The following is a 26473-nucleotide window of genomic DNA, read 5'->3' as shown; positions in this document are numbered from 1 at the left end:
CCTACGGCGGATCAGTGCAAAGTGAGGACCTGGTGCCTACCTCGAAACGCCCGAGCCAACCCGTAGTGGCCGTCACCGGAGCGGCCTCCGGCATAGGCCGAGAGCTGCTCGCGAGGCTCGTATCCTCCGCGGATTTCCGCAGGGTGGTGGCCATTGACGAAGAGCGCGGCGATGTTCGGGAAGCCACGTGGAGAGTGATCGACGTACGGGATCCGCTCTTGGCGAACCGGATCTCCGACATCGACGTCCTGGTCCATCTGGCCGGTGACTACGCCGTCGACTCCGACCCGTCCGAGCGGCGCGCGTACAATCTGCGGGCCGCCCAGACGGTGCTGACGGCCTGCGCGGCGGCGCGCGTGCGGCGGGTGGTGCTGGTCACGAGCGCGATGGTGTACGGCGCCGCGCCCGACAACGAGGTGCCCCTGCCCGAGGACGCCCCGGTGGCGGCCGAGCCCGACACCGGCGTCGTGGGCGACTACCTGGAGATCGAGTCCCTGGTACGCCGATCGCTGCGCAGCCACCCCGGCCTGGAGGTCACCGTGCTGCGCCCGGCCGCGGTCGTCGGCCCGGGAGTGGACACCGTCATCACCCGTCACTTCGAGTCGCCGAGACTGCTGACGGTCAAGGGCTGCAACCCGCGCTGGCAGTTCTGCCACATCGACGACCTGGTCTCGGCGCTGGAGCTGGCCGCCCGCGGCGCCGTCACGGGCGTGGTCGCCGTCGGCTCCGACGGATGGATGGATCAGGAGCAGGTCGAGGAGCTGTCGAGCATCCGCAGGTTCGAGTTGCCCGCGGGGCTGACGTTCAGCACGGCCCAGCGCCTCCACCGGCTCGGCATCACCCCGGCCCCGGCGACCGACCTGCACTACGTCGTCTACCCGTGGGTCGTCGACTGCACGGCGCTGCGCGAGGCGGGCTGGAAGCCCTCGTGGACGAACGAGGCCGCGTTCGCGCAGCTCCTTGAGCTGCGCGAGAACAGGACGACCGTGGTCGGCCGGCGCCTGCCCGTCAAGGAGGCCACGCTCACCGCGGCCGGCGCCACCGTGGCCGTCATCGGCACCGCCGCGATCGTCCGCCAGGTGCGCAAGAAGCGGCGCGGCTGAGAAATCCGCCGCCAACCCGGCGTTGACCAGGTACGACGGCGTTTCGGCAGTCCGGCGGGCGGATTTCTTGTTGGTAGGCTCTTTGCGTGGACGTCATCCGGTTGCTCGGCATTCGTGATACCCCGCTCTCCACCGACGAGGTGCTGGCCGCAGTGAGCGACCATGCCGCCGGTGGCACCGCCGTCTTCGTGGGCACCGTGCGCGAGCAGGACCACGGAAAGCCGGTGACCAGGCTCTCCTACTCGGCCCACCCTTCGGCGGAGGCCGAGCTGCGGCAGGTCGCCGAGAAGGTGGCCGCCGACTTCCCCGTGACGGCGCTGGCCGCCGTCCACCGCGTGGGCGACCTGGAGCTGGGCGAGGCGGCCGTCATCGTCGCGGTGGCCGCACCCCACAGGGACGAGGCGTTCAAGGCTTCGCGACGGCTGATCGACGACCTGAAGGCGAACGTCCCCATCTGGAAACACCAGGTGTTCGCCGACGGTGAGACCGAATGGGTCGGCGCCGGCGAATAAGCTCATCGACATGTCACGACGCGCCCTGACCCTTCTGCTCGCGGGATTCCTGGTGCTCGCGCTCGGCGTGGTGGGCGCGTTCAGTCCGGTCCCGTACGTCGTGCTGAGCCCCGGCCCGACCGAGAACACGATCGGCGAGGTCGACAAGAAGCCCGTGATCTCGATCAAGGGGCGGGAGACCTACCCGACCAGCGGCGCGCTGAGCCTGGTCACGGTGGCCTACCAAGGCGGCCCGGCCGCCCAGATCGACCTGCTGACGGCGTTGCGCGGCTGGATCGACCCGACCGTGGCGGTGGTCCCGCAGGAGACCATCTTCGCTCCCAACCGCGACCCCAAGGAGGTCGAGGAGGAGAACACGGTCGAGATGACCAACTCCCAGGACTCCGCCAGGGCCGCCGCCCTCAGCGAGCTCAAGATCCCCTTCAGCATGGTCGTGACCGTGGTCTCCACGGAGAAGGGCCGGCCCGCCGACGGCAAGCTGCTGAAGGGCGACGAGATCAACTCGGTGGACGGCAAGCCCGCGAAGGACGTCGACGTGGTGGGCGACGCGGTCAAGGCGCACAAGCCGGGCGACAACGTGACCTTCTCCGTCACCAGGGGAGGCCAGAAGCTCGACGTCACCGTGCCCACCGTGGCCGGGCCCAAGGGGCAGACCCTCGTGGGCGTGGTCATGCAGGCCAAGTACAAGTTCCCGTTCGACGTCGACATCAACGTCGGCGACGTCGGCGGGCCGAGCGCGGGGCTGATGTTCTCGCTCGGCATAGTCGACAAGCTGACGCCCGGTGAGATCACCGGCGGCAAGCGGATCGCCGGCACCGGCACGATCCAGCCGACGGGCGAGGTCGGCGCGATCGGGGGCATCGCCCAGAAGATGGTGGGCGCGAAAGACTCCGGCGCGACGGTCTTCCTGACGCCCGCCGACAACTGCGCCGAGGCCATGCAAGCCGTGCCCGACGGGCTCCGGCTGGTCAGGGCCGACACGCTGCATGACGCGGTGCTGGCGCTCGACGCGCTGCGCACGGGCAAGGGAAACGTGCCCGCGTGCGAGGCCGGATGAAACTTCTGGAGCTCGCCGTGCGTTAGCCGTAGGGCTGGCACAGCGGTGTAAGTTGCCAGACACGGACCGTTTCTTCATCACGACGAGGGGTTGGCCTTGAGCTTCCGGACCCCAGGAGCCGGTAGGGCGATGCGCTTGCCCCGCCGTCCGAGACTGCTTCTGCCTGTGGCGATCGCTCTGGTGGCGATCGTGGCGCTCTTTTTCCTATTTTCCGGTATTTACACCGACTATCTATGGTTTGACGCGGCCAACTACACGTCCATCTTCTCCGGCGTCCTGCTGACCGAGATCGTGCTGTTCCTGGTCGGGGCGCTGCTGATGGTCGGCATCGTGGGCGGCAACATGCTGCTGGCCTTCCGGACGCGGCCGATGTTCGGGCCGGCGATGTTCGGCGGGGGCAGCGGCGCCGACCGCTACCGCATGGCGCTCGACCCCCACCGCAAGCTGATCTTCATCGTCGGCATGGGCCTGCTCGCCCTCTTCTCCGGCTCCTCGTTCGCCGGCCAGTGGGAGACGTGGCTGAAGTTCATCAACGGCGAGTCGTTCGGCAAGCAGGACGAGCTGTTCAAGGTGGACATCTCGTTCTACATGTTCGACTACCCGTTCATCCGGATGGTGCTGAACTTCCTGTTCACCGCCGTGATCATCTCGATCGTGCTGGCGGCGATCACGCACTACCTGTACGGCGGGTTCCGGCTGCAGTCCCCGGGCGTGCACGCCTCCAGGGCGGCCCGCATCCACCTTTCGGTGCTGCTCGGCGTCTTCGTCCTGCTGAAGGCCGTCGCCTACTTCTACGACCGCTACGGCCTGGTCTTCTCCGACCGCGGGTTCGTCCACGGCGCCTCCTACACCGACGTCAACGCCGTCCTGCCGGCCAAGACCATCCTCGCGATCATCGCGCTGATCTGCGCCGCCCTGTTCTTCGCCGGCATCTTCCGGCCCGGCGGCATGCTCCCCGGCGTCTCGGCCGGCCTGCTCGTGCTCTCGGCCATCCTGATCGGCGGCGTCTACCCGGCGCTGGTCGAGCAGTTCCAGGTCAAGCCCAACCAGCAGGGCAAGGAGACGGCCTACATCCAGCGCAACATCAACGCCACGCGCGAGGCGTACAACATCGACAAGACCGAGGTCGAAAACTACAACGCCGAGTCCGACCCGTCCAAGGTCCAGAAGGAAGGCGACGCCTCCGTCTCCGGCGTGCGGCTGCTCGACCCGGCGCTGCTGTCCTCGACGTACGAGCAGACGCAGCGCATCCGCGGTTTCTACAACTTCGGCGACACGCTCGACGTCGACCGCTACCCCGACAGCACCGGCAAGCTGGTCGACCACGTCGTCGGCGTGCGGGAGATGACCGGCCCGCCCGAGGGCCAGAACAACTGGATCAACCGGGCCCTGGTCTACACCCACGGCTACGGCTTCGTCGCCGCGCCGGGCAACCAGGTCGACGGCGGCGGCCTGCCCAACTACGACGCCAAGGACATGCCGGTCACCGGCCCCCTGGCGACCACCACCGGGCTGCGCCAGTCGCGCATCTACTTCGGCGAGGAGCCGGCCGCCGAGGAGTACATCATCGCGGGCGGCAACCCGAAGACGAAGGAGCTCGACTACCCGCAGACGGGCGGCACGGGCCAGGCGGACAACATCTACGACGGCAAGGGCGGCGTCCGCGTCGGCTCGTTCCTCAACAGGCTCGTCTACGCCGCCAAGTACGGCGAGGCGAACATCCTGCTGTCGGGCGACATCAACAGCGGCTCCCAGATCCTGTACGTGCGCAACCCGCGCGACCGGGTCCAGAAGGTCGCGCCCTTCCTCACGCTCGACGGCAACCCCTACCCGGCGATCGTCGACGGGCGCATCACCTGGATCCTCGACGGCTACACGACGTCCAACGACTACCCGTACTCGCAGAGCGAGAGCCTCGGCGACATGACGCGCGACGCGTCCACCGACCGCCGCGTGATCGCCCAGCAGCCGAGCGACAAGATCAACTACATCCGCAACTCCGTCAAGGCCACGGTCGACGCCTACGACGGCACGGTCACGCTCTACGGCTGGGACACCAACGACCCGCTGCTCAAGACCTGGAGCAAGGCGTTCCCGGGGGTCATCCGCCCGGCCTCGGAGATGAGCGCCGACCTGCGCAACCACGTCCGCTACCCCGAAGACCTGTTCAAGGTGCAGCGCTACACGCTGTCGCGCTACCACATCACCAACCCGGCCGCCTTCTACAACGGCCAGGACTTCTGGAACGTCCCGGGCGACCCCACGCAGAACGACAAGAACATCAAGCAGCCGCCCTACTACCTGACCACCACGATGCCGGGCGGCACGCCGACGTTCTCGCTGACGACGACGTTCGTGCCGCGGCAGGGGAGCGCCAACCTGTCGGCGTTCATGGCGGTCGACTCGTCGGCCGGCTCCGGCTACGGCCGGCTGCGCATCCTGCGCATGCCGTCCAACACGCCCATCCCGGGCCCAGGGCAGGTGCAGAACGCCTTCCAGAGCCGCCTGGCCGGTCAGCTCAACGTCATGGGCGTGGGTAGCTCGTCGCTGCGGTACGGCAACCTGCTGACGCTGCCGTACGCGGGCGGCCTGCTCTACGTCGAGCCCGTATACGTCCAGGTGGCCGCGGGTGGGGGCCAGGAGCCGTACCCGATCCTGCAGCGGGTCCTGGTGTCGTACGGCAACAAGATCGGCGTCGGGCCTGACCTGGAGAAGGCGCTCGCGGAGGTCTTCGGCGGCCAGCAACAGCAGCCGAACACCCCCACGGAGCAGAACGTCCCCAACCAGGCCAACACGGCGATCAACTCGGCGATCGCCAACGCCAAGAAGGCGTACGAGGACGCGCAGAAGGCCCTGCAGTCCAGTCCGCCCAACTGGGACGCCTATGGCGAGGCGCAGAAGAGGCTGGAGGAGGCGCTGAAGGCGCTGGAGGGGGCCAACGCCCAGCAGCCCAAGCCCTCGGCGACCCCCTCGGCCACCCCGTCCGCCACGCCGTCGGCGACCCCATCGGTCTCGCCCTCGGTCACGCCTTCCGGCTCGCCATCGCCTACGGGATCGCAAGCGGCGGGCACGTCCTAGCTCAATCAGTTTGCGTCCACCCCTCGCCGCCCACTACGCTTGAAAAGCAACAAGGCGACGCGGGGTGGAGCAGTTCGGTAGCTCGCTGGGCTCATAACCCAGAGGTCGCAGGTTCAAATCCTGCCCCCGCTACCAATCCAGAAGCCCGGATTCCTTCCACGGAGTCCGGGCTTTTGCTATCCCGGGCGATGGTCCCGCCAGCGGACGGTCGCGGGCGGGCGGGTGCGTGAGCTGTGCCGCCGACGTCCGCGAGGGGCCATCACCGTTGACGGCGGGTGGTCCCGGCCGGTGTGGTCAAAGCACTGTCGCGGGCCCTGTATAGTTATCTCATACACACCGACGCGGGGTGGAGCAGTTCGGTAGCTCGCTGGGCTCATAACCCAGAGGTCGCAGGTTCAAATCCTGTCCCCGCTACAAAACCCAGAGTCCCTGGTCACCGGAGAGATCCGGAGGCCAGGGACTCTGTCGTTTCCGGATCTTGCCGCCCCTGGCCAGCGACTGATTACATCATTACATGACTGAAGAACCAGTACCCACGCTGTACGACTGGGCCGGCGGCACCGAGGCGTTCGAGCGGCTGACCGAAGCCTTCTACCGCACGGTCGTCAAGGACGACCTGATCGGCCCGCTGTTCGCGCACATGGACCCCGACCACCCCAAATACGTGGCGATGTGGCTCAGCGAGGTCTTCGGCGGCCCCGACCGGTACACCCAGGAGCGCGGCGGCTACCCGAACATGCTCCGCCACCACCTCGGCAAGGCCATCACCGAGCCCCAGCGCCGCAGGTGGGTGAATCTCCTCATGGACGCCGCCGACGAGGTGGGGCTCCCTGACGACCCCGAGTTCAGGGCGGCGTTCGCCGGCTACGTCGAATGGGGCACCCGGCTGGCCAGGCACAACTCCCAGCCGGACGCCACGCCTCCGCTCGAGGCCCCCGTGCCCCACTGGGGTTGGGGGGTCGCGCCGCCGTACCAGCCGTAACCTGGAGGAATGGGGAGTACGTCCCGCGGGAGGCTGCGCGTTCATCTGGGTGCGGCGCCCGGCGTGGGCAAGACGTACGACATGCTGAGCGAGGCGCACCGCGCCCGCGAACGTGGCAAGGACGTGGTCGTGGGGTTCGTCGAGACCCACGGCCGCGCCAGGACGGCCCACCTGCTCGACGGGCTTGAGGTCCTGCCGAGGCGGACGATCACCTACCGCGGCGCGACGTTCACCGAGCTGGACGTCGATGCCGTCATCGCCCGCGCCCCCACCGTGGCGCTGATCGACGAGCTAGCCCACACGAACGTCCCCGGCTCCCGCAACGTCAAGCGCTGGCAGGACATCGACGAAGTGCTCGACGCCGGCATCGACGTCGTCTCCACCCTCAACATCCAGCACCTCGAGTCCCTGAACGACGTGGTCGAGCAGATCACCGGCGTGTCGCAGCGGGAGACCGTGCCCGACGAGGTGGTGCGGCGGGCCGACCAGATCGAGCTCGTCGACATGTCACCCGAGGCGCTGCGCCGGCGGATGGCGCACGGGAACGTCTACCCGCCCGATCGCGTCGACGCCGCGCTGGCCAACTACTTCCGTGTCGGCAACCTGACCGCCTTGCGGGAGCTCGCCCTGATCTGGCTGGCGGACAAGGTGGACGAGCAACTCGACCAATACCGCGCCGACCATGCCATAGCGGGCACCTGGGAGGCCCGCGAGCGCGTGGTCGTCGCCCTCACCGGAGGCCCGGAAGGGGACACGCTCATCCGCCGGGCAGCGCGCATCGCGGCCAGGAGCAAGGGGGCCGATCTGCTGGCCGTGCACGTCACGAGCGCCGACGGCCTCACCACCGCCGGCGACCCCGCGAACCTGCTGCACCAGCGGGCCCTTGTCGAGGCCCTCGGCGGGTCCTACCACCAGGTGGTCGGCGACGACATCCCGCACGCGCTGCTGGAGTTCGCCCGTGGCGTGAACGCCACCCAGCTCGTGCTGGGTGCGTCGCGAAGGGGACGGCTGGCGCAGATCGTCGCGCGTGGCGTGGGCGTGACGACGACGGCGCTGTCCGGGCCGATCGACGTGCACCTGGTGACGCACGAGGAGACCAGGACGGGCCGCGGGCGGACGCGGTCGAGCGCCGCGCTGACCCGCAGGCGGCGGCTGTCCGGCTGGGCGCTGGCGCTGCTCGGATCGCCGCTGCTCACGGCCGCGCTCCTGCCGCTGGGCCTCTCGCTGCCCAGCGAGATCCCGCTCTTCCTGCTGCTGGTCGTCGGGGTGGCCCTGGTGGGCGGCATGTGGCCGGCGTTGACGGCGGCGGTGCTCGGGTTCGGGCTGCTCAACTGGTTCTTCACGCCGCCGCTGCACACGCTGACGATCGCCGAGCCGCAGAACGTGCTCGCGCTGACCACCTTCGTGCTGGTGGCGGTCATGGTCAGCACGGTCGTCGACCTGGCGGCCAGGCGCAGCAGGGAAGCGGCGCGCTCGCGGGCGGACGCCGAGGTGCTGTCCACGCTGGCGGGTCACGTGCTGAGGGGCGAGGCGGCGCTGCCGTCGCTGCTGGCCAGGACGCGGGAGACGTTCGGGTTCAGCTCGGTGACGCTGCTGGAGCGTGCGGACGACTGGCACATCGTCGCCACCTCGGGCGGCGTGCCGTGCACGAGCCCGGGCACGGCCGACACCGACGTCATGATCGACGAACGGCTCGTGCTCGCCGCCCGGGGGCGGCTGCTGGACGCGAGCGACCGGCGGGTGCTGGAGGCGTTCGCGGCGGAGACGGCGGTCGCCCTGCGCGAGCAGCGGCTGCGCGAGGCGGCCGAGCAGGCCGAGCCGCTGGCCGCGGCCGACAGGATGCGCACCGCTCTGCTGGCCGCCGTCAGCCACGACCTGCGTACGCCGCTCGCCTCGGCCAAGGCGGCGGTCGAGAGCCTGCGCAGCACCGACGTGACCTGGTCGGAGGAGGACCGCGGCGAGCTGCTGGCCACCGCCGACGAGTCGCTGATCAAGCTGGACCGGCTCGTCGCGAACCTCCTCGACATGAGCCGCCTCCAGGCCGGGGTGCTCGGCGTGAACCTGGAGCCCGTCGCGATCGAGGACGTGCTGCCGCACGCCATCGACGACCTCGGACCGCTACGCGATCAGATCCGCAGCGACCTGCCGCCCATCGTCCCCGAGATCATGGCCGACCCCGCCCTGCTGGAGCGCGTGCTGGTCAACCTCATGTCGAACGCCGTCCGCTACAGCCCCGACGGCGAGCCCGTGCTCGTCAACGCCAGCTGGCACGGCGACAACGTGGAGATCCGCATCATCGACCGGGGCCCCGGCATTCCGCCGGAAGCGCATGAAAGGGTGTTCATGCCGTTCCAGCGGCTCGGCGACCGCGGCAACCACACGGGTGTGGGGCTCGGCCTGGCGCTCTCGCGCGGCCTCACCGAGGCGATGGGCGGCACGCTCGTGCTGGAGGACACGCCCGGAGGGGGCCTGACCATGACCGTCTCGCTGCGGAGACACCCGTGACCCGCGTGCTGGTGGTGGACGACGAGCCGCAGATCCTGCGTGCGCTGCGCGTCAACCTGGCCGCCCGGCAGTACGAGGTGGCGGTCGCGCCCGACGGCGGCTCGGCGCTGCGCCAGGCCGCCGAATGGCATCCCGACCTGGTCATCCTCGATCTCGGACTGCCCGATCTGGACGGCGTGGAGGTCATCGAGGGCCTGCGCGGCTGGACCGCCGTACCGATCATCGTCCTCTCCGGGCGCGCGGACAGCACCGACAAGGTGGACGCGCTCGACGCGGGCGCCGACGACTACGTGACGAAGCCGTTCAGCATCGACGAGCTGCTCGCCCGCGTCCGCGCGGTGACCCGCCGCACGGGCCAGCACGAGGAGGAGGCCGCCACGGTGCGGCTGGGCGACCACGTGATCGACCTCTCCAGCAAGACGATCTCGGGAGGGGTACGGCTGACGCCCACGGAGTGGCACTTCCTGGAGATCCTGCTGCGTAACCCGGGCAAGCTGATCAGCCAGCGCCAGCTGCTGCGGGAGGTCTGGGGAGACTCCTACCTCAAGGAGACGCACTACCTGCGCCAGTACATGGCCCAGCTCCGGCGTAAGCTCGAACGGGATCCCGCCCGCCCGGTGCACCTGCTGACCGAGTCGGGGATGGGCTACCGGTTCCAGCCGTCGGCTTCCTCCGAGTAGCAGTGGCCTGCCGGCTTGACGAGCATCGCGACCGCTCGCTGCACGGCCCAGCCCAGGAGCAGGATCCCGAAGGCCACCTGCACGACCCGCATCCAGAGGGAAGAGCCCTGATCGGCATAGATCACGACGCCGACCCACATCAGGCCAAATATCCCGACTAGTGCGACTGCCGCCCAGTTCATCCCGCGCTGCCACATATGCGAAGTCTTACAGTCGGTCAGCCAAGGCCGGGTATGGGCCGAGTGCTCATCGGGTCAGCGGTTAATGCGGCAGGGTCCGCGTCATGCCGACGCACCGGCGCAAACGCAATCCGCGCGGACGTTGGGGGACGGACTCCTCCAGGCAGGCGAGCAGCAGGGCCGCCGTACGGGCGTCTGCCAGGATGCGCTGCACGGCCTCGCCGTCCTCCGGCATCTGGCCGCGCTCGGACAGCTCGTGCTTGAGGAACGCCATGGGGTCGGGGGCGCCGGCGATGTCGGCCGCCACCGTCGCCCGCGCCGCCGTGAGCAGACGCAGGTAGTGGGTACGGAGTACGGCCTCGCGCATGCGGGCGTGTTCGAGGTCGTCGATCAGGGTCCTGGCGATTCTCAGCAGGTCTCCGGCATGGGTCGCCTCGTCGGCGAGGAAGGCACGGATGTCGTCGAACTCCGAGCGGGTCATAGCGGGCACCTCCGAGAGCGCAGTCTGCTCGTAGGTACTTCGTACCTGGCACCGGTTGCGGACGACTTGCCGTCGGCTTGACGGCCGGGGCGCCGACCTGGGTGTCCTTGGTGAGGTTTGGGCGTTGCGTGGTGAGGGAAGAACCACGCGATTACCTGAGTGGCGCGAAGTGGGTGCGTCGGGCTGCTAGAGTTGCTTCGCGCAGGGCGGCCGAGGGGGTCCACAGAGACTCCCGGAGATGCCCGGCAAATCCCACTTACTTCCAGGGTCGTCCTCCGGTGGATTCGCATCGGTTCGGATCGCCTGGTAAGTTAGAGGGGTTGTCCCGGAAGCGGGGCAGGTCTTAATTCCAGCAAGTCGAGCGAGTCGGGTCAATTTGACAGGGACTTGAACGGCTGAAAGAATAAAGACACAACGAAATGAACGCCTCCGAGCGAAAGACCGGAACGGTCTTGAGTGAGGAAGTACGCGTCCGTTTCTTGAGAACTCAACAGTGTGTTAAAAGCCAGTGCATGATTTACATGCATATCCCCGTCATGATTGACGGAAATTGCTTGGATTCACAATCCAGACGAAGAGACATTGTTTGGAGAGTTTGATCCTGGCTCAGGACGAACGCTGGCGGCGTGCTTAACACATGCAAGTCGAGCGGAAAGGCCCTTCGGGGTACTCGAGCGGCGAACGGGTGAGTAACACGTGAGCAACCTGCCCCTGACTCTGGGATAAGCCCGGGAAACTGGGTCTAATACCGGATACGACCGCCCCCGGCATCGGGTGGTGGTGGAAAGTTTTTTCGGTTGGGGATGGGCTCGCGGCCTATCAGCTTGTTGGTGGGGTAGTGGCCTACCAAGGCGACGACGGGTAGCCGGCCTGAGAGGGCGACCGGCCACACTGGGACTGAGACACGGCCCAGACTCCTACGGGAGGCAGCAGTGGGGAATATTGCGCAATGGGCGGAAGCCTGACGCAGCGACGCCGCGTGGGGGATGACGGCCTTCGGGTTGTAAACCTCTTTCAGCAGGGACGAAGTTGACGTGTACCTGCAGAAGAAGCGCCGGCTAACTACGTGCCAGCAGCCGCGGTAATACGTAGGGCGCAAGCGTTGTCCGGAATTATTGGGCGTAAAGAGCTCGTAGGTGGCTGGTCGCGTCTGCCGTGAAAGCCCGCAGCTTAACTGCGGGTCTGCGGTGGATACGGGTCGGCTAGAGGTAGGTAGGGGCAAGTGGAATTCCTGGTGTAGCGGTGAAATGCGCAGATATCAGGAGGAACACCGGTGGCGAAGGCGGCTTGCTGGGCCTTACCTGACGCTGAGGAGCGAAAGCGTGGGGAGCGAACAGGATTAGATACCCTGGTAGTCCACGCTGTAAACGTTGGGCGCTAGGTGTGGGGATCTTCCACGATCTCCGTGCCGGAGCTAACGCATTAAGCGCCCCGCCTGGGGAGTACGGCCGCAAGGCTAAAACTCAAAGGAATTGACGGGGGCCCGCACAAGCGGCGGAGCATGTTGCTTAATTCGACGCAACGCGAAGAACCTTACCAAGGTTTGACATCACCCGGAAACGCCTGGAGACAGGCGCCTCTTCGGACTGGGTGACAGGTGGTGCATGGCTGTCGTCAGCTCGTGTCGTGAGATGTTGGGTTAAGTCCCGCAACGAGCGCAACCCTTGCTCCATGTTGCCAGCACGCCCTTCGGGGTGGTGGGGACTCATGGGGGACTGCCGGGGTCAACTCGGAGGAAGGTGGGGATGACGTCAAGTCATCATGCCCCTTATGTCTTGGGCTGCAAACATGCTACAATGGCCGGTACAGAGGGTTGCGATACCGTGAGGTGGAGCGAATCCCTAAAAGCCGGTCTCAGTTCGGATTGGGGTCTGCAACTCGACCCCATGAAGTCGGAGTCGCTAGTAATCGCAGATCAGCAATGCTGCGGTGAATACGTTCCCGGGCCTTGTACACACCGCCCGTCACGTCACGAAAGTCGGCAACACCCGAAGCCCGTGGCCCAACCACTTGTGGGGGGAGCGGTCGAAGGTGGGGCTGGCGATTGGGACGAAGTCGTAACAAGGTAGCCGTACCGGAAGGTGCGGCTGGATCACCTCCTTTCTAAGGAGCATCTTCACCCGTCACCACCGAGTGTGTGGTGGGGTGACAGCTCACTAGTGGAGCACTGGCTACTCGGCACAGCAGGGTCAACGGCTGGCTAGTACCGCCCTTCGGGGAGTGGGAACGTTGGTACCGCGATCGTGGGGTGTCGGACACACTGTTGGGTCCTGAGGAAACGGGCATGCGTGTTCGGTTCTTCTGGAGTACAGGGCCGCTGAAGGGTTCGGGGTTTCCCGGGCTTGGATGCGGTTGCTGTTTGTTGTTTGAGATTTGCATAGTGGACGCGAGCATCTTTGTGGCCAAGTTTTTTAGGGCACACGGTGGATGCCTTGGCATCAGGAGCCGATGAAGGACGTGGGAGGCTGCGTTAAGCCTCGGGGAGTCGCCAACCAGACGTTGATCCGGGGATGTCCGAATGGGGAAACCTAGCACCAGTCATGTGGTGTTGCCTCCGCCTGAATGTATAGGGCGGTTGGTGGTAACGCGGGGAAGTGAAACATCTCAGTACCCGTAGGAAGAGAAAACAAGAGTGATTCCGTGAGTAGTGGTGAGCGAAAGCGGATGAGGCTAAACCGGGCGTGTGTGATAGCCGGCAGGCGTTGCATGTCCGGGGTCGTGGGACCCTCTTGGAGTGGCTGCCGCTGCTTCGAGGAGTGATAAATCCTTCTGATAGTTGAAGCCTCTGGGAAGGGGCGCCGTAGACCGTGAGAGCCGGGTAGACGAAATCGGATGGACTCCTTGAGGGGATCCCAAGTAGCACGGGGCTCGAGAAATCCTGTGTGAATCTGCCAGGACCACCTGGTAAGCCTAAATACTCCCTGGTGACCGATAGTGCACGAGTACCGTGAGGGAAAGGTGAAAAGTGCCCCGGTGAGGGGTCGTGAAATAGTACCTGAAACCGTGTGCCTACAAGCCGTAGGAGCTTACAGAAGCTTGCTTCTGTGTGATGTGACTGCGTGCCTTTTGAAGAATGAGCCTGCGAGTTATGGTGTGTGGCGAGGTTAACCCGTGTGGGGGAGCCGTAGCGAAAGCGAGTCTGAATAGGGCGTTGAGTCGCATGCTGTAGACCCGAAGCGGAGTGATCTACGCATGGGCAGGTTGAAGCTCAGGTAAGACTGGGTGGAGGACCGAACCCACCAGGGTTGAAAACCTGGGGGATGATCTGTGTGTAGGGGTGAAAGGCCAATCAAACTCCGTGATAGCTGGTTCTCCCCGAAATGCATTTAGGTGCAGCGTCGCGTGTTTCTTGCCGGAGGTAGAGCACTGGATGGCCGATGGGCCCGACAAGGTTACTGACGTCAGCCAAACTCCGAATGCCGGTAAGTGAGAGCGTGGCAGTGAGACTGCGGGCGATAAGGTTCGTAGTCGAGAGGGAAACAGCCCAGATCACCGACTAAGGCCCCTAAGCGTGTGCTAAGTGGGAAAGGATGTGGAGTCGCAGAGACAACCAGGAGGTTGGCTTAGAAGCAGCCACCCTTGAAAGAGTGCGTAATAGCTCACTGGTCAAGTGATTCTGCGCCGACAATGTAGCGGGGCTCAAGTACACCGCCGAAGTCGTGGCACTGACAGCGTTAGTTGTTGGTGGGTAGGGGAGCGTCGTGCAGCCGGTGAAGCAGCAGAGTGATCTAGTTGTGGAGGCTGTGCGAGTGAGAATGCAGGCATGAGTAGCGAATCGAGGGTGAGAAACCCTCGCGCCGGATGACCAAGGGTTCCTGGGGCAGGCTAATCCGCCCAGGGTAAGTCGGGACCTAAGGCGAGGCCGACAGGCGTAGTCGATGGACAACGGGTTGATATTCCCGTACCCGCTTCAACGCGCCCATATCGAACCTCGTGATGCTAAGAGTCCTTAGCTCGCTCGGGCCTTCGGGCTTGGGGTCAGAGTGAACGCTCGATCCGATCGGGTAGTAGGTAAGCGATGGGGTGACGCAGGAAGGTAGTCCAGCCCAGGCGATGGTTGTCCTGGGGTAAGCATGTAGGGAGTGAGGTAGGCAAATCCGCCTCGCATATATCCTGAGATGTGATGCCGAGCCGATTGTGGTGAAGTGGATGATCCTATGCTGCCGAGAAAAGCCTCTAGCGAGTGTTGTGGCGGCCCGTACCCTAAACCGACTCAGGTGGTCAGGTAGAGAATACTAAGGCGATCGGGTGAACTGTGGTTAAGGAACTCGGCAAATTGCCCCCGTAACTTCGGGAGAAGGGGGACCTCTGCTGGTGATGGGTTTTGCACTCGGAGCTGGTGGGGGTCGCAGTGGCCAGGGGGAAGCGACTGTTTACTAAAAACACAGGTCCGTGCGAAGTCGTAAGACGATGTATACGGACTGACGCCTGCCCGGTGCCGGAACGTTAAGGGGACCGCTTAGTCAGTTTCGGCTGGCGAAGGTGAGAACTTAAGCGCCGGTAAACGGCGGTGGTAACTATAACCATCCTAAGGTAGCGAAATTCCTTGTCGGGTAAGTTCCGACCTGCACGAATGGCGTAACGACTTCCCCGCTGTCTCAACCGCAGACCCGGTGAAATTGCAGTACGAGTAAAGATGCTCGTTTCGCGCAGCAGGACGGAAAGACCCCGGGACCTTCACTACAGCTTGACATTGGTGTTTGGAACGGCTTGTGTAGGATAGGTGGGAGACTGGGAAGCTCGGACGCTAGTTCGGGTGGAGTCATTGGTGAAATACCACTCTGGTCGTTTTGGATGTCTAACTCTGGTCCGTGATCCGGATCGGGGACAGTGTCTGGTGGGTAGTTTAACTGGGGCGGTTGCCTCCCAAAGGGTAACGGAGGCGCCCAAAGGTTCCCTCAGCCTGGTTGGCAATCAGGTGTTGAGTGTAAGTGCACAAGGGAGCTTGACTGTGAGACTGACGGGTCGAGCAGGAGCGAAAGCTGGGACTAGTGATCCGGCATCGGCGTGTGGAAGCGGTGTCGCTCAACGGCTAAAAGGTACCCCGGGGATAACAGGCTGATCTTCCCCAAGAGTCCATATCGACGGGATGGTTTGGCACCTCGATGTCGGCTCGTCGCATCCTGGGGCTGGAGTAGGTCCCAAGGGTTGGGCTGTTCGCCCATTAAAGCGGTACGCGAGCTGGGTTTAGAACGTCGCGAGACAGTTCGGTCCCTATCCGCTGCGCGCGCAGGAGACTTGAAAGGGGCTGTCCCTAGTACGAGAGGACCGGGACGGACGAACCTCTGGTGTGCCAGTTGTACCGCCAGGTGCACGGCTGGTTGGCTACGTTCGGGAGGGATAACCGCTGAAAGCATCTAAGCGGGAAGCTTGCCTTGAGATGAGGTCTCCCACCCTGTGAGGGGGTAAGGCTCCCGGTAGACGACCGGGTTGATAGGCCGGAGGTGGAAGCGCGGTAACGTGTGGAGCTGACCGGTACTAATAGGCCGAGGACTTGACCACAAAGCAGACTTTCTGAGTCGTTGCTCGCGTCCATTATGTGATTCTGAGACAGCAAGCGGCTGTTTCGTAGGGTTACGGCGGTTATGGCGGGAAGGAAACACCCGGTTACATTCCGAACCCGGAAGTTAAGCTTCTCTGCGCCGATGGTACTGCACTCGGGAGGGTGTGGGAGAGTAGGTCGCCGCCGGACAATCTTTATAGAAATGGCCCCACGCCGGTGCGTGGGGCCATTTCTCGTTTGCGGGCTAATCCGCCGCCCACACCAGCTCGAACAGGTGTGACCTGGGCGGCCGCGTCTCTCCCGCCTTGGTGTGGTGCCCCGTGCGGGTGTCCACGCGGAAGACGATTTCGTGGAACGGCTCGCCCGTCCCGCATCTCAGCAGGACCTCCCGCGTGCCCGCCCACCCGCTGACGTCGCACCTGCTCGCCCTGTCCTTCAGCGGAAGCGCAAGGCGTACGTCATGGAGTGCCTTTCCGGTCCCGGTGTCGATGGTGACCAGCCGGGCCGGGCGGAGGTCGGCGCCGCCCGCCGGGAAGTTCCTGGAGACGACCTGCGCGGCCTGGCCCGTCCCGTCCGGGGTCAGGGAGCCGGTCGCCTCGACGGCGCGGAGGCGGGCCGGCAGCGGCCTCGTGGTGGTCCCGGAGGCGTCCATGACCGAGAACGACTTGTCGTCCTCGACTATGAGCCTCGATCCGTCGTCGTCCAGCCCGCCCAGCCAGGAGCCCCTGGGCAGCCGCCACACCGTGCGGCCGGTGGCCACGTCCGCGACGAAGCTCGGAGGCTCGGCCACGCCGTCCCAGCCCGCCGCGTAGTCCACGTACAGCCAGCGCCCCTTGCCCAGCAGCACGGGACGGTACGCGAGCCGGTCCCCGTCCACCCCGGGTGCGGCCTCCTGGATCGCACGGACCGTTCCTCCCACCAGGTCGCGGACCACGAGGCGGCCGTCGCCGGCCCGCTGGTAGGCCAGGTAGCGGCCGTCCGCGGTGAGGTCCACGTGGCCCCGCTCCACCGCGTCCGTGAGCTGCCACGTCCTCCCGCCGGACGTCACCACGAACCAGTGGGCGCACTCTTCGTGCGGCCCCTCATCGTTAGCGTTGTCGCACAGGTACGCGTAGGCAGCAGCCTCGCCAGGAGCCGGGGCCGGGCGGGGCCGCTGGCCCGGCGCGCGGACGGCGGTCCACGCGGGGACCAGGGCCGCGCAGGCCGCCACCACGGCTGCGATCACTACGAACTTCCTCATGGCACCCCCTCCATCAGGTTGGATGCCGGCGAGGTCCTAGCGGTTTTCGAGGAGGGGCTCGATGCGATAGGGGATCTGGGTGGACAGGGCGATGGTCGTGTCCGTGCGCTGCACCGCCGGGGACGCCAGGATGCTGGCGATGATCTCCTGCAGGTGGTCGGTGGTGTGCGCGACCACCCGGCACAGCAGGTCGTGCTGGCCGCTGGTGCCGTGCACCTCCAGGATCTGCGGTACGGCGCGCAGCGCCTCGACCGCCTCCGCCAGCCGCCCCTGGGCGATCTGCAGCCACACGAACGCCAGGATGGGGTGGCCGGCGCCGGCCGGTGACACGGTCGGGCCGAAGTCCTCGATCACGCCTCTCGCCGTCAGCTTCTCCACCCGGGCCTGTACGGTCCCGCGCGCCACCCCCAGGAGCCGGGCCAGCTCCGTCAGGCCGACGCGGGGATGGGCGCGCATGGTCACGAGCAACCTGGCGTCGAGGTCGTCCATGGCGGACCCTCCCTGGACTGTGCGATTCGAGCAGAAGATGTGGGTTTCGGAAGGCGGAATCAAGCGTATCGCCCAGCAAAACTGGTCGCTATTGTCAAGCGAAGCCAGAATTGCTGTCATTTGGAGCATGTTCGAAGAAGCACAGTACTTCGCCCCTGTCTCGGCCCAGGAGGACGGGTCGGTGGTGGTGGAGCTGGCCGCGTCCCACCCGGGGTTCGCGGACGAGGTCTACCGGGCGCGGCGGAACGCGATCGCGGGGCTGGCCGTCAACCACCGCCGGGGGACGCCCATTCCGGCGGCCGAGTACACGGCGCGGGAGCACGAGGTCTGGGCCCTGGTCACCAGGGAGCTGGCGGTCAAGCACGCCAAGTACGCCACCGCCGAGTACCTGGAGGGCGCCGCGCGCCTGGGGCTGCCGAAGGAGCGGATCCCGCAGCTCGAAGAGGTCTCACGGCTGCTGGAGCCGCTGACCGGGTTCCGGTATCTGCCCGCCGCCGGGCTGGTGCCGCTGCGCGACTTCTACGGGGTGCTGGCCGACGGGTTCTTCCACTCGACGCAGTACATCCGCCACCACTCCGTGCCCTTCTACACGCCGGAGCCCGACGTCATCCACGAGGTGATCGGCCACGCCAACGCGCTGGCCGCCCCCCGGTACGCGGCCCTATACCGCCTGGCGGGGCAGGCCGCGCGGCGGGTGGAGTCGGAGGAGGCGCTGGAGTTCGTGTCGAAGGTCTTCTGGTTCACGCTGGAGTTCGGGGTCATGGCGGAAGGGGGCGAGCTCAGGGCGTACGGGGCGGGGATCCTCTCGTCGTACGGGGAGATCGAGGAGTTCCGCGGCATGGACATCAGGCCGCTGGACCTGTCCGCCATGGGGACGACTCACTACGACATCACGAAATATCAGGACGTGCTGTTCCGGGCGGACTCCCTCCAGCACCTGGAGGACGTCGTGGGGGACTTCTGGGCCACCTGCGACGACGAGTCGATCGCGAAATTGGCCGCCGCGGCCGTCTAGCGGCCTGTCACGATTTTTCGTGATAATGCGTCAATGACCGCGGGCCGCGGCCAGGCGATACCACGAGCGGTCATCGCCCTCGCCCTGCTCACAGCTCTCTTACCGACGCCCGCCCGAGTCGGGGCGCAGCCGCCCCCGCCCGCCCGGCGGGAAACGGTCCTGGGCGTACGGGAGGTGGCCCTCGGGGCGCGGCTGGAGCAGATCTCGGCCGAGGAGAACCTGGCGCCGATCCGCGCCGAGCGGATCGGCAGGCGGCTCGACCGCTACCTCGCGGGCCGGTCCGGGCAGGTCACCGCCATGGTCAAGGACCTGACGACCGGCCGGCTCTACCGCTACCACCCGGGCGAGCGCCTGATCACCGCCAGCACGGCCAAGGTGCAGATCCTCATGGCGCTGCTGCTGCGGACCTCGTGGAAGAAGCTGCCGGCGGCTGTCCGGCACGACGCCGACATCATGATCCGCTACAGCGACAACCACGCCGCCGACCGCCTCTGGTCACGCATCGGCGGCGCGCCCGGCTTCACCACGGCGGGCAGGAAGCTCGGCCTGAAACACACCCAGGGCGTCCCAGGCGAGTGCGTGGACCTGTATTGCTGGGGAATCACCCGAACGTCGGCAGACGACCAGATCCGCCTCATCCGGGCCCTGGTGTCCGGCAGGAGCCCGCTGAAGGCCAAGGACCGCGACCAGGTGCTGAAGCTCATGGGTCACGTCGTGGCGGGCCAGAACTGGGGCATCAGCGCCGCCGCGTGCGCGGACGACCGCGTGGCGCTGAAGAACGGCTGGCTCAAGCACGTCTCGAACAAGCTCTGGGCCACGGTCAGCGTGGGCCTGATCCGGGGCGACGGCCACGACTACGCCGTTGCCGTACTCACCGAGGGAAGTCCCGAGGTGGGGTACGGCATAGCGACGGTCGAAGGCGTGACGAAGCGGATCATGCAGGACTTCCGGAAGTGCCCGGCGTGACCAGGCGGTAGCCGACGCCCCGGACGGTCTGGATGAGCTGGTCGTCCTCGTCGCCCAGCCGGGCGCGCAGGCGTTTGACGTGCACCGCGATCGTGTTCGTCGAGGTGTTGGCCGCGGCGTGCCACACGTGGCGCATGATCTGCTCGCGGGTCACCGTGCGATCGGCGTTGCGCATCAGGTAATGCAGTAATTCGAACTCCCGCAGGGGCAGGTGGACCGCTCGCCCGCCCACCCGTACCTGGTAGGCCTGCACGTCCAGCTCGACCCCGCCCACCGCGAGCACCTGGCGCGCGCCGGGCGAGGCCGCCTGGATGAAGGGCAGCAGCTCGGCCACCCGGTAGGGCCTGGCCACGCAGGCGGCCGCGCCGGCGGCGAGCGCGCGTACCGCCTGCTCGGCGTGGCCCTCGCCGACGCCGAGCAGGACGGGTACGGCGCGCGCCAGCCGTACCGCGCGGACGAATTCCACCGCGTCTATGACCGGAAGTGTGGCCGAGACGAGCACCACGTCAGGCTGCAGGGCCCCTGCCTGGAGGAGGCCCTGCGCCCCGTCGGGCGTGCCGGTGACGGACACGCCCTCCCGTTCGAGCGCCGTGGCGAGGTCTTCCACGACCGCGCCGTCGGGGTCGGCGATGAGCAGTACGGGCTTCGTCCGCGCGTCCCCGAACACCGTGGATGCCGCCTGCTGTTGGGTCATCAGCCGAAGCGCCCCGTGATGTAATCCTCTGTTGCCTTCTGGGACGGGTTGGTGAACATGCGGGACGTCTCGTCCATCTCGATCACCTTGCCGGGCTTGCCCTGCTCAGCGAGGTTGAAGAACGCGGTCCTGTCGCTGACCCGGGCGGCCTGCTGCATGTTGTGGGTGACGATGACGATCGTGTACTCGTCCTTGAGCTTGGCCATCAGGTCCTCGATGGCCAGCGTGGAGATCGGGTCGAGCGCCGAGCACGGCTCGTCCATCAGCAGGACCTGCGGCTTGACCGCGATGGCGCGGGCGATGCAGAGGCGCTGCTGCTGACCGCCCGACAGGCCGGCGCCCGGCTTGTTGAGGCGGTCCTTGACCTCGTTCCAGAGGTTGGCGCCCTTGAGCGACTCCTCCACGATCCCGTCGAGCTGCGACTTGGCGACCCGGCCGTTGAGCTTGAGGCCGGCGGCCACGTTCTCGTAGATCGACATCGTCGGGAACGGGTTGGGACGCTGGAAGACCATGCCGATCATCCGGCGCACCGAGACGGGCGCGACGGTCGGGCCGTACAGGTCCTCGCCGTCGAGCAGGACCTTGCCCTCCACGCGGGCGCCCGGGATCACTTCGTGCATGCGGTTGAGCGTGCGCAGGAACGTCGACTTCCCGCACCCGGACGGGCCGATGAAGGCGGTGATCGAACGCGGTTCGATGGTCATCGACACGTCCTCGATCGCCTTGTGCGACCCGTAGTACGCGTCGAGACCCGAGACCTGGATCTGCTTGGACATTACGGCGGTAACCCCCTATCGGCCCCTGGCGGGCGAGCGCCACCAGGCGATCAGGCGCGCCACCAGGTTGAGCAGCATGACGATCAGGATGAGCGTGAGGGCGCCGGTCCACGCCCGGTCGATGGCGGTGTCGTTGGGACGGGCCGCCTGGTCGAACACGAAGAGCGGCAGGCCCATCTGCGGCCCGGAGAACGGATCGTTGTTGATGGAGTTGGTGAAGAACACCGTCATCAGCAGCGGCGCGGTCTCGCCGGCGACGCGGGCCACGGCCAGCATGACGCCGGTGACGATGCCGGTGAACGCCGTCGGCAGCACGACCTTCATGATCGTGCGCCACTTGGCCACACCCAGCGCGTACGAGGCCTCTCGCAGGTCGTTGGGCACCAGCCGGAGCATTTCCTCGGCGGATCTGACCACCGTCGGCATCATCAGGATCGACAGCGCGATCGCGCCCGCCCAGCCGGAGAACTGGAAGCCCAGGAAGAGGATCCAGAACGCGAAGACGAACAGGCCGGAGACGACCGACGGAATGCCGGTCATGACGTCCACGAAGAAGCTGATCGACCGGCTCAGCCGGCCACCGTTGCCGTACTCGACCAGGTAGATCGCGGTGAGCAGGCCGATGGGGACCGAGATGGCCGAGGCGAGCAGGACCTGCTCCAGCGTCCCGATGATCGCGTGGTACGCGCCGCCGCCCGCGTCGCGGGCGCCGATGCCGCGCATCGAGTGGGTCAGGAACTCGAGGTCGAACCGGGCCAGGCCGTTGGAGATGACCAGCCAGAGCACCGAGACGAGCGGCACCACGGCCAGCCCGAACGCCAGGTAGACCAGCCCCTGGACGATCTTGTCCTTGACCCGGCGGCTGGTCGAGATGTGCTGGATAGTCGTCATGCGCCGGCCCTCGAGTACTCTTTGCGGCGGTTGATGATCAGGCGCGCTCCCATGTTCACCAGCAGCGTGATGATGAACAGCACCAGGCCGGAGGCGATCAGCGCCCCGCGGCCGATCTGGGTCGCCTCGCCGAAGCCGTTGGCGATGTTCGCCGCGATGCTGTTGGCGTGGGGCGTGAGGATCTCGAAGGTGATGTCGAAGGTCGCGGGGAAGATCAGCGCGACCGCGATAGTCTCGCCCATGGCGCGGCCGAGGCCGAGCATGGCGGCGCTGATGACGCCCGGGCGGCCGAACGGCAGCACGGCCATCCTGATCATCTCCCAGCGGGTGGCGCCGAGGGCCAGGGCCGCCTCTTCGTTCATCTTCGGCGCCTGGAGGAACACCTCGCGCGAGATCGCCGCGATGATCGGCAGGATCATGATCGCCAGCACGATCGAGCCCGCGAGCATGGTCTTGCCGCCGATGGCGCCTTCCCCGGCGAACAGCGGGAACCAGCCGAAGGTCTCGTTGAGCCACTGGGACGGCTCTCGGATCAGCGGCACCAGGAACGCCAGGCCCCACAGGCCGTAGACCACACTGGGCACGGCGGCGAGCAGGTCGACCAGGTAGCCGAGCCCTGAGGCCAGGCGGCGGGGCGCGTAGTGGGAGATGAACAGCGCGACGCCGACCGCGATCGGGGTGGCGATGACGAGCGCGAGTGTCGAGCTGAGGACGGTCCCGAACGCCAGGGCGCCGATGCCGAACACCTTCTGGCCGTTGGGGTCCCAGGTCAGCTCGGTGAAGAAGGACGCCTTGTTCGCCTGCAGGGCGGGGATGGCCTCGCTGATGAGGAACACGGCGATGGCCGCCATGATCGCCAGCAGGAGGACGCCCGCCGCCGTGGAGAGGAATCGGAAGGGGCCTTCACCATGGCTGCGCCGCGAGGCGGACCGGCTCATGGCCGGTCCGCCGTCACGGGTCTTCAGATTCGTGGCCATCGATGGCTAGGAGATCGCCTCGACAGCGGTGCGGACCTTGGTGAGGAGGTCGCCGGCCAGCGGGGCGTAGCCCAGTTCCTTCAGCGCCGCCTGACCCTCGTCGCTGGCGGTGTAGGTGAGGAAGCTCTTGACCAGCTTCGACTCCTCCGCCGGCAGGCCCTTCTCGCAGGTGATCTCGTAGGTCACCAGGACGATCGGGTAGGCGCCCGGGGTCTTGGTGGCGTAGTCGATCGACAGGGCGAGGTCGTTGCCGGTGCCCTTGATCGTGGCGGTCTCGATGGTCTTCGCCGCGCTCTCGGGGGTGAGCTCGACGAACTCGTTGGCGCCGTTGGAGACCTTGGCCTTCTGCAGCGACGAGTTCTCGGCGTAGGAGAGCTCGACGTAGCTGATCGCGCCCTCGGTGTCCTTGACGGAGGAGGCGATGCCGTCGGAGCCCTTGGCGCCCTGACCCTTGGCCTCGGCGGGCCACGCCTTGGCGGGCTCGTAGGCCCAGCCGGCGGTGGCCTTGAGGAACTTGGTGAAGTTGTCGCTGGTGCCCGACTCGTCCGAGCGGTGGAACGCCTGGATGGGGGTGGAGGGCAGCTTGGCGCTGGGGTTGTCGGCCTTGATGGCGGCGTCGTCCCACTTGGTGATCTTGCTGTCGAAGATGCCGCCGAGGGTCTTCGGCGACAGCTGCAGGCCCTCGACGCCGGGCAGGTTGTAGACCACCGCGATGGGGCCGGTCACCATCGGGATGTTGATGGCCTTGCCGGTCTTGCAACGGGCGTCGGCCTGCGCGGGCTGGTCATCCTTCAGCGCCGAGTCGGAGCCGGCGAAGGCCACCGTGCCCTGAATGAACGCCTGCACACCGGCACCGGAGCCGCTGGGCTGGTAGTTGAGGGTGACACCGGGGTTCGTGGCCGTGAAGTTCTTCGTCCACTCGGTGATCGCGTTGGCCTGGGCCGAGGAGCCCGCGGCGTTGATCGTACCGCTCAGACCATTGTCATTGCCCGCGGCGGGCGCGCTGGCGGACGTGGTGCTGCCCGCGGGTGCGTTGTTGTCAGTGCCGCACGCAGCGAGGGAGAGCGCGCCGACGACGGCTACGGCGGCGAGCCGGCCTGCATACTTCACGGTTGGGTTTCCTCCCACTTGGTCCTTAGTCGCCATGAAGCTATGCAGCCAAGGTGACTGCAGCCCCCTGACAAGGGTGAACGTTCGGTGAACGGGCCCGGTCGCCCCCATGATGGGAGTTATGACTTATCGCGTATGCCTGGTGTGCATGGGCAACATCTGCCGATCCCCCATGGCGGAGGTGGTGCTCCGCCGGACGCTCGCCGAGCGCGGGCTGGGCGACCGCGTCACCGTGGAGAGCGCCGGAACGGGCGGCTGGCACGCCGGGGACCCCATGGACGAGCGGGCGCTGGCCATCCTCGAGCAGCACGGCTACGACGGCTCGGCGCACCGGGCCCGGCAGTTCACCAAGGACTGGTTCGACCGCTACGACCTGGTGCTGGCCATGGACCAGGACAACCTTGCCAATCTGCGGAGGCTGGCGCCGGTGGGGGTGGAGGTGCGGCTGTTCCGGTCGTTCGACCCCGCGGCGGAGGAAGGGGCGGAGGTGCCCGATCCGTACTACGGGGGCCGCGAGGGGTTCGAGGAGGTGCTCGCGCTGGTCGAGTCGGCCTCCGAGGGCGTGGCCAAGCACATCGCCGATGAGCTCGCCAGATGAATTGGACGGCGGAGCTGGGCTCGTCGCACGGCCGGCGGCTGCTGAAAGGCGTGCTGGACGACGGGCGCGAGGTGTTCGCCAAGACCGGGGCCGCTTCCGAGGTGTTCGCCTCGGAGGCGGCCGGGCTGCGGTGGCTGGGGGAGGCCATCGTGGTGCCCGAGGTACTGGAGGTGGGGCCCGACCGGCTGGTGTTGTCATGGGTACGGGAGGAGGCGCCCAGCGCGGCGGCGGCCGAGCGGTTCGGGCGTTCGCTGGCCGGGCTGCACCGGGCGGGGGCGGCCGACTTCGGGGCGCCGTGGCCGGGGTTCATCGCCGAGCTGCCGATGGACAACTCGCCCTGCCCGGACTGGCCCGGCTTCTACGCCTCCCGGCGGGTGCTGCCCTTCCTGCGGCAGGCGCGGCTGCCTGCTTCGGACGTGGCGCTGGTCGAGCGGGCCGTGGAGAGGTTCGCCGAGGTCGCGGGGCCCGCCGAGCCGCCGTCGCGGATCCACGGGGACCTGTGGAACGGGAACGTGCTGTGGTCGGGCGGGTCGGGCGTGCTGATCGACCCGGCGGCCCACGGCGGGCATCGGGAGACCGATCTGGCCATGCTGGCGCTGTTCGGGCTGCCGTACCTCGATCGGGTGCTCGGGGCGTACCAGGAGGAGTTCCCGCTGGCGGAGGGGTGGCGGGAGCGGGTGCCGCTGCACCAGCTGCATCCGCTGCTCGTTCATGTGGTGTTGTTCGGCGGGTCCTATCGTGACGGGCTGATGAACGCGGTCCGGGCCGTGCTCGCGCTCTAGCCGCTCTTGCGCTTGCGGTAGGCGCGTTGCTGGCAGGCGCGGGAGCAGTAGACGCGGGGGCGGCCGGACGGCGCCGGCTCCAGCGGGGTGCCGCACTCCGGGCATCCGGAGCTTCCGTCACGACTTTCGTCACGCTCCCGGATGAGGGCCTCGACGCCGTCGAGCTGGCGGCGCAGGCCGAACTCGAACGAGTCCTCGGGGTGGTCCCAGCCGCCCTCCGCCCAGAGGCGGGAAAGGGTGGGGAAGCGGTCGAGGCGCTCGTAGAGGGCGTCTTGGCCGCCCCACCACTCCTGCTCGGACACGCCGCTGCGGCGCTCCTCGCGCCGGGTCTCGACCAGGGTCAGCGCCTCGGCGTCCACGAACCGGCCCAGCATGCCCACGACGGCGATCACCTCCGAAGGGGCGAGGCCGGTGTCGGCGACGGTGCTCAGCATGTGGTCGTAGTGGGCGATGACGTTGGGGCCGGGGAGGTGGCGGGTGCCGCGTACCTCGGCCAGCCAGGGGTGCCGCCGCCGCAGCGCCCAGCCCTGCCTGGCCGCGCCCTCCAGCCGCGCCCGCCAGCCCTGCCCTGCCGCTGGCTCCTCGGGGGTGTACGCCTGTTCGCCGTAGACCTCGTCGACCATCAGGTCCACGAGCTGGTCGCGGCCGGGGACGTGGCGGTAGAGGGACATGGTCGTGAAGCCGAGTCGGTCGGCGACCTTGCGCATCGACAGGCCCTCCAGACCCTCCGCGTCGGCGATCTCGATGGCGGCCCGCACGATCCTGCCCAGGCTCAGGCCGGGCCGCGGCTCGCGGCCCTGCTCCCGCCAGAGCAGTTCGACTTCGGGGTCGGTTGTCATGTCGCCTCCTCCTGTT

21 protein-coding genes, 2 tRNA genes and 3 rRNA genes are annotated in these 26473 nt (G+C 67.1%); 16 read left to right on the top strand and 10 right to left on the bottom strand.

All coding sequences use genetic code 11. The annotated features are described in order from the left end of the window. Nucleotides 1–29 precede the first annotated feature (29 nt). The 9 genes from HD596_RS06495 to HD596_RS06455 all read left to right on the top strand — a co-directional run bounded on the left by HD596_RS06495 (nucleotide 30) and on the right by HD596_RS06455 (nucleotide 9917). Nucleotides 30–1103: an NAD-dependent epimerase/dehydratase family protein gene (locus tag HD596_RS06495; protein WP_185078317.1), complete on the top strand. Its 1074-nt coding sequence runs from the start codon at nucleotides 30–32 to the stop codon at nucleotides 1101–1103. Between the two features lie 86 nt (nucleotides 1104–1189). Then, the gene (locus tag HD596_RS06490) at nucleotides 1190–1615 is read left to right on the top strand and encodes a molybdenum cofactor biosynthesis protein MoaE (protein WP_185068398.1); all 426 of its coding nucleotides are present in this window, start codon (nucleotides 1190–1192) and stop codon (nucleotides 1613–1615) included. Nucleotides 1616–1625: 10 nt separating this feature from the next. Beyond that, nucleotides 1626–2672 carry a YlbL family protein gene (locus HD596_RS06485; protein WP_185068397.1) on the top strand — a complete coding sequence of 349 codons (1047 nt, stop codon included), beginning with the start codon at nucleotides 1626–1628 and terminating at the stop codon, nucleotides 2670–2672. A gap of 129 nt (nucleotides 2673–2801) precedes the next feature. Then, the gene (locus tag HD596_RS06480; protein ID WP_185068396.1) at nucleotides 2802–5750 is read left to right on the top strand and encodes a UPF0182 family protein; all 2949 of its coding nucleotides are present in this window, start codon (nucleotides 2802–2804) and stop codon (nucleotides 5748–5750) included. Between the two features lie 58 nt (nucleotides 5751–5808). Beyond that, nucleotides 5809–5885 (top strand) — tRNA-Met (locus tag HD596_RS06475). Between the two features lie 205 nt (nucleotides 5886–6090). After that, nucleotides 6091–6164 (top strand) — tRNA-Met (locus tag HD596_RS06470). A 100-nt stretch (nucleotides 6165–6264) separates the two neighbouring features. Then, nucleotides 6265–6732 carry a group II truncated hemoglobin gene (locus HD596_RS06465; protein ID WP_185068395.1) on the top strand — a complete coding sequence of 156 codons (468 nt, stop codon included), beginning with the start codon at nucleotides 6265–6267 and terminating at the stop codon, nucleotides 6730–6732. 9 nt (nucleotides 6733–6741) lie between these two features. Continuing rightward, nucleotides 6742–9237, top strand: coding sequence for a sensor histidine kinase (locus HD596_RS06460; protein ID WP_185068394.1), 2496 nt, complete (start codon nucleotides 6742–6744; stop codon nucleotides 9235–9237). Next, a complete protein-coding gene (locus HD596_RS06455) occupies nucleotides 9234–9917 on the top strand; it encodes a response regulator (RefSeq protein WP_185068393.1) in 684 nt (227 codons plus the stop codon). The genes HD596_RS06460 and HD596_RS06455 overlap by 4 nt, the downstream gene beginning before the upstream one ends. Here the strand turns inward: HD596_RS06455 and HD596_RS06450 are convergent. Both HD596_RS06450 and HD596_RS06445 read right to left on the bottom strand, forming a co-directional pair. Beyond that, the gene (locus HD596_RS06450; protein WP_246554170.1) at nucleotides 9884–10057 is read right to left on the bottom strand and encodes a hypothetical protein; all 174 of its coding nucleotides are present in this window, start codon (nucleotides 10055–10057) and stop codon (nucleotides 9884–9886) included. The two genes, HD596_RS06455 and HD596_RS06450, sit on opposite strands and share 34 nt — an antisense overlap. Nucleotides 10058–10178: 121 nt before the next feature. Beyond that, entirely contained in the window at nucleotides 10179–10577 is a 399-nt protein-coding gene (locus HD596_RS06445; protein WP_185068391.1) for a hypothetical protein, read from the bottom strand. A 583-nt stretch (nucleotides 10578–11160) separates the two neighbouring features. On the opposite strand from HD596_RS06445, the gene HD596_RS06440 reads away from it, so the two are divergent. From HD596_RS06440 to rrf, 3 genes are all read left to right on the top strand, one after another. Then, nucleotides 11161–12680 (top strand): 16S ribosomal RNA (locus tag HD596_RS06440). A gap of 297 nt (nucleotides 12681–12977) precedes the next feature. After that, nucleotides 12978–16079, top strand: a 23S ribosomal RNA gene (locus tag HD596_RS06435). Between the two features lie 73 nt (nucleotides 16080–16152). After that, nucleotides 16153–16269 (top strand): 5S ribosomal RNA (rrf, locus tag HD596_RS06430). The 16S, 23S and 5S rRNA genes sit together here, the layout of an rRNA operon. Nucleotides 16270–16324: 55 nt before the next feature. Here the strand turns inward: rrf and HD596_RS06425 are convergent. Together HD596_RS06425 and HD596_RS06420 are read right to left on the bottom strand one after the other, a co-directional pair. Continuing rightward, nucleotides 16325–17320, bottom strand: a complete 996-nt coding sequence (locus tag HD596_RS06425; RefSeq protein ID WP_185068390.1) for a YncE family protein — start codon at nucleotides 17318–17320, stop codon at nucleotides 16325–16327. Between the two features lie 36 nt (nucleotides 17321–17356). Next, nucleotides 17357–17809 (bottom strand): Lrp/AsnC family transcriptional regulator, encoded by a 453-nt coding sequence (locus HD596_RS06420; RefSeq protein WP_185068389.1) that lies wholly within the window; start codon nucleotides 17807–17809, stop codon nucleotides 17357–17359. 127 nt (nucleotides 17810–17936) lie between these two features. Here HD596_RS06420 and HD596_RS06415 point away from each other — a divergent pair, with 127 nt between their 5' ends. Both HD596_RS06415 and HD596_RS06410 read left to right on the top strand, forming a co-directional pair. Further along, complete coding sequence (locus HD596_RS06415) at nucleotides 17937–18824, top strand: phenylalanine 4-monooxygenase (RefSeq protein ID WP_185068388.1); 888 nt, start codon at nucleotides 17937–17939, stop codon at nucleotides 18822–18824. 33 nt (nucleotides 18825–18857) lie between these two features. Next, nucleotides 18858–19790, top strand: a complete 933-nt coding sequence (locus HD596_RS06410) for a serine hydrolase (protein WP_185068387.1) — start codon at nucleotides 18858–18860, stop codon at nucleotides 19788–19790. Here the strand turns inward: HD596_RS06410 and HD596_RS06405 are convergent. Genes HD596_RS06405 through pstS form a run of 5 tightly spaced genes read right to left on the bottom strand, consistent with a single transcriptional unit; the run spans nucleotide 19759 to nucleotide 24238 of the window. Further along, a complete protein-coding gene (locus tag HD596_RS06405; RefSeq protein WP_185068386.1) occupies nucleotides 19759–20484 on the bottom strand; it encodes a response regulator transcription factor in 726 nt (241 codons plus the stop codon). The two genes, HD596_RS06410 and HD596_RS06405, sit on opposite strands and share 32 nt — an antisense overlap. Further along, on the bottom strand, nucleotides 20484–21260 hold the full coding sequence (gene pstB / locus HD596_RS06400; protein WP_185068385.1) for a phosphate ABC transporter ATP-binding protein PstB: 777 nt from the start codon (nucleotides 21258–21260) through the stop codon (nucleotides 20484–20486). The genes HD596_RS06405 and pstB overlap by 1 nt, the downstream gene beginning before the upstream one ends. A gap of 15 nt (nucleotides 21261–21275) precedes the next feature. Continuing rightward, nucleotides 21276–22151: a phosphate ABC transporter permease PstA gene (pstA, locus tag HD596_RS06395; protein ID WP_185068384.1), complete on the bottom strand. Its 876-nt coding sequence runs from the start codon at nucleotides 22149–22151 to the stop codon at nucleotides 21276–21278. Then, complete coding sequence (gene pstC / locus HD596_RS06390) at nucleotides 22148–23128, bottom strand: phosphate ABC transporter permease subunit PstC (RefSeq protein ID WP_185068383.1); 981 nt, start codon at nucleotides 23126–23128, stop codon at nucleotides 22148–22150. The genes pstA and pstC overlap by 4 nt, the downstream gene beginning before the upstream one ends. Nucleotides 23129–23134: 6 nt before the next feature. Further along, complete coding sequence (pstS, locus tag HD596_RS06385) at nucleotides 23135–24238, bottom strand: phosphate ABC transporter substrate-binding protein PstS (RefSeq protein ID WP_185068382.1); 1104 nt, start codon at nucleotides 24236–24238, stop codon at nucleotides 23135–23137. Nucleotides 24239–24359: 121 nt separating this feature from the next. On the opposite strand from pstS, the gene HD596_RS06380 reads away from it, so the two are divergent. Both HD596_RS06380 and HD596_RS06375 read left to right on the top strand, forming a co-directional pair. Next, nucleotides 24360–24836, top strand: a complete 477-nt coding sequence (locus HD596_RS06380) for a low molecular weight protein-tyrosine-phosphatase (protein ID WP_185068381.1) — start codon at nucleotides 24360–24362, stop codon at nucleotides 24834–24836. After that, nucleotides 24833–25618 carry a fructosamine kinase family protein gene (locus HD596_RS06375; RefSeq protein WP_185068380.1) on the top strand — a complete coding sequence of 262 codons (786 nt, stop codon included), beginning with the start codon at nucleotides 24833–24835 and terminating at the stop codon, nucleotides 25616–25618. Before HD596_RS06380 ends, HD596_RS06375 begins: the two co-directional genes overlap by 4 nt. Here the strand turns inward: HD596_RS06375 and HD596_RS06370 are convergent. Next, a complete protein-coding gene (locus tag HD596_RS06370; protein WP_185068379.1) occupies nucleotides 25615–26457 on the bottom strand; it encodes a TetR/AcrR family transcriptional regulator in 843 nt (280 codons plus the stop codon). The two genes, HD596_RS06375 and HD596_RS06370, sit on opposite strands and share 4 nt — an antisense overlap. Between the last annotated feature and the right edge of the window lie 16 nt (nucleotides 26458–26473).

The sequence above is a fragment of the Nonomuraea jabiensis genome (assembly GCF_014204795.1).
In the GTDB taxonomy this organism is placed as follows: domain Bacteria; phylum Actinomycetota; class Actinomycetes; order Streptosporangiales; family Streptosporangiaceae; genus Nonomuraea; species Nonomuraea jabiensis.
Note: the sequence above shows the minus strand (reverse complement) of the source record. Positions and strands in the feature narration are given on the sequence as shown.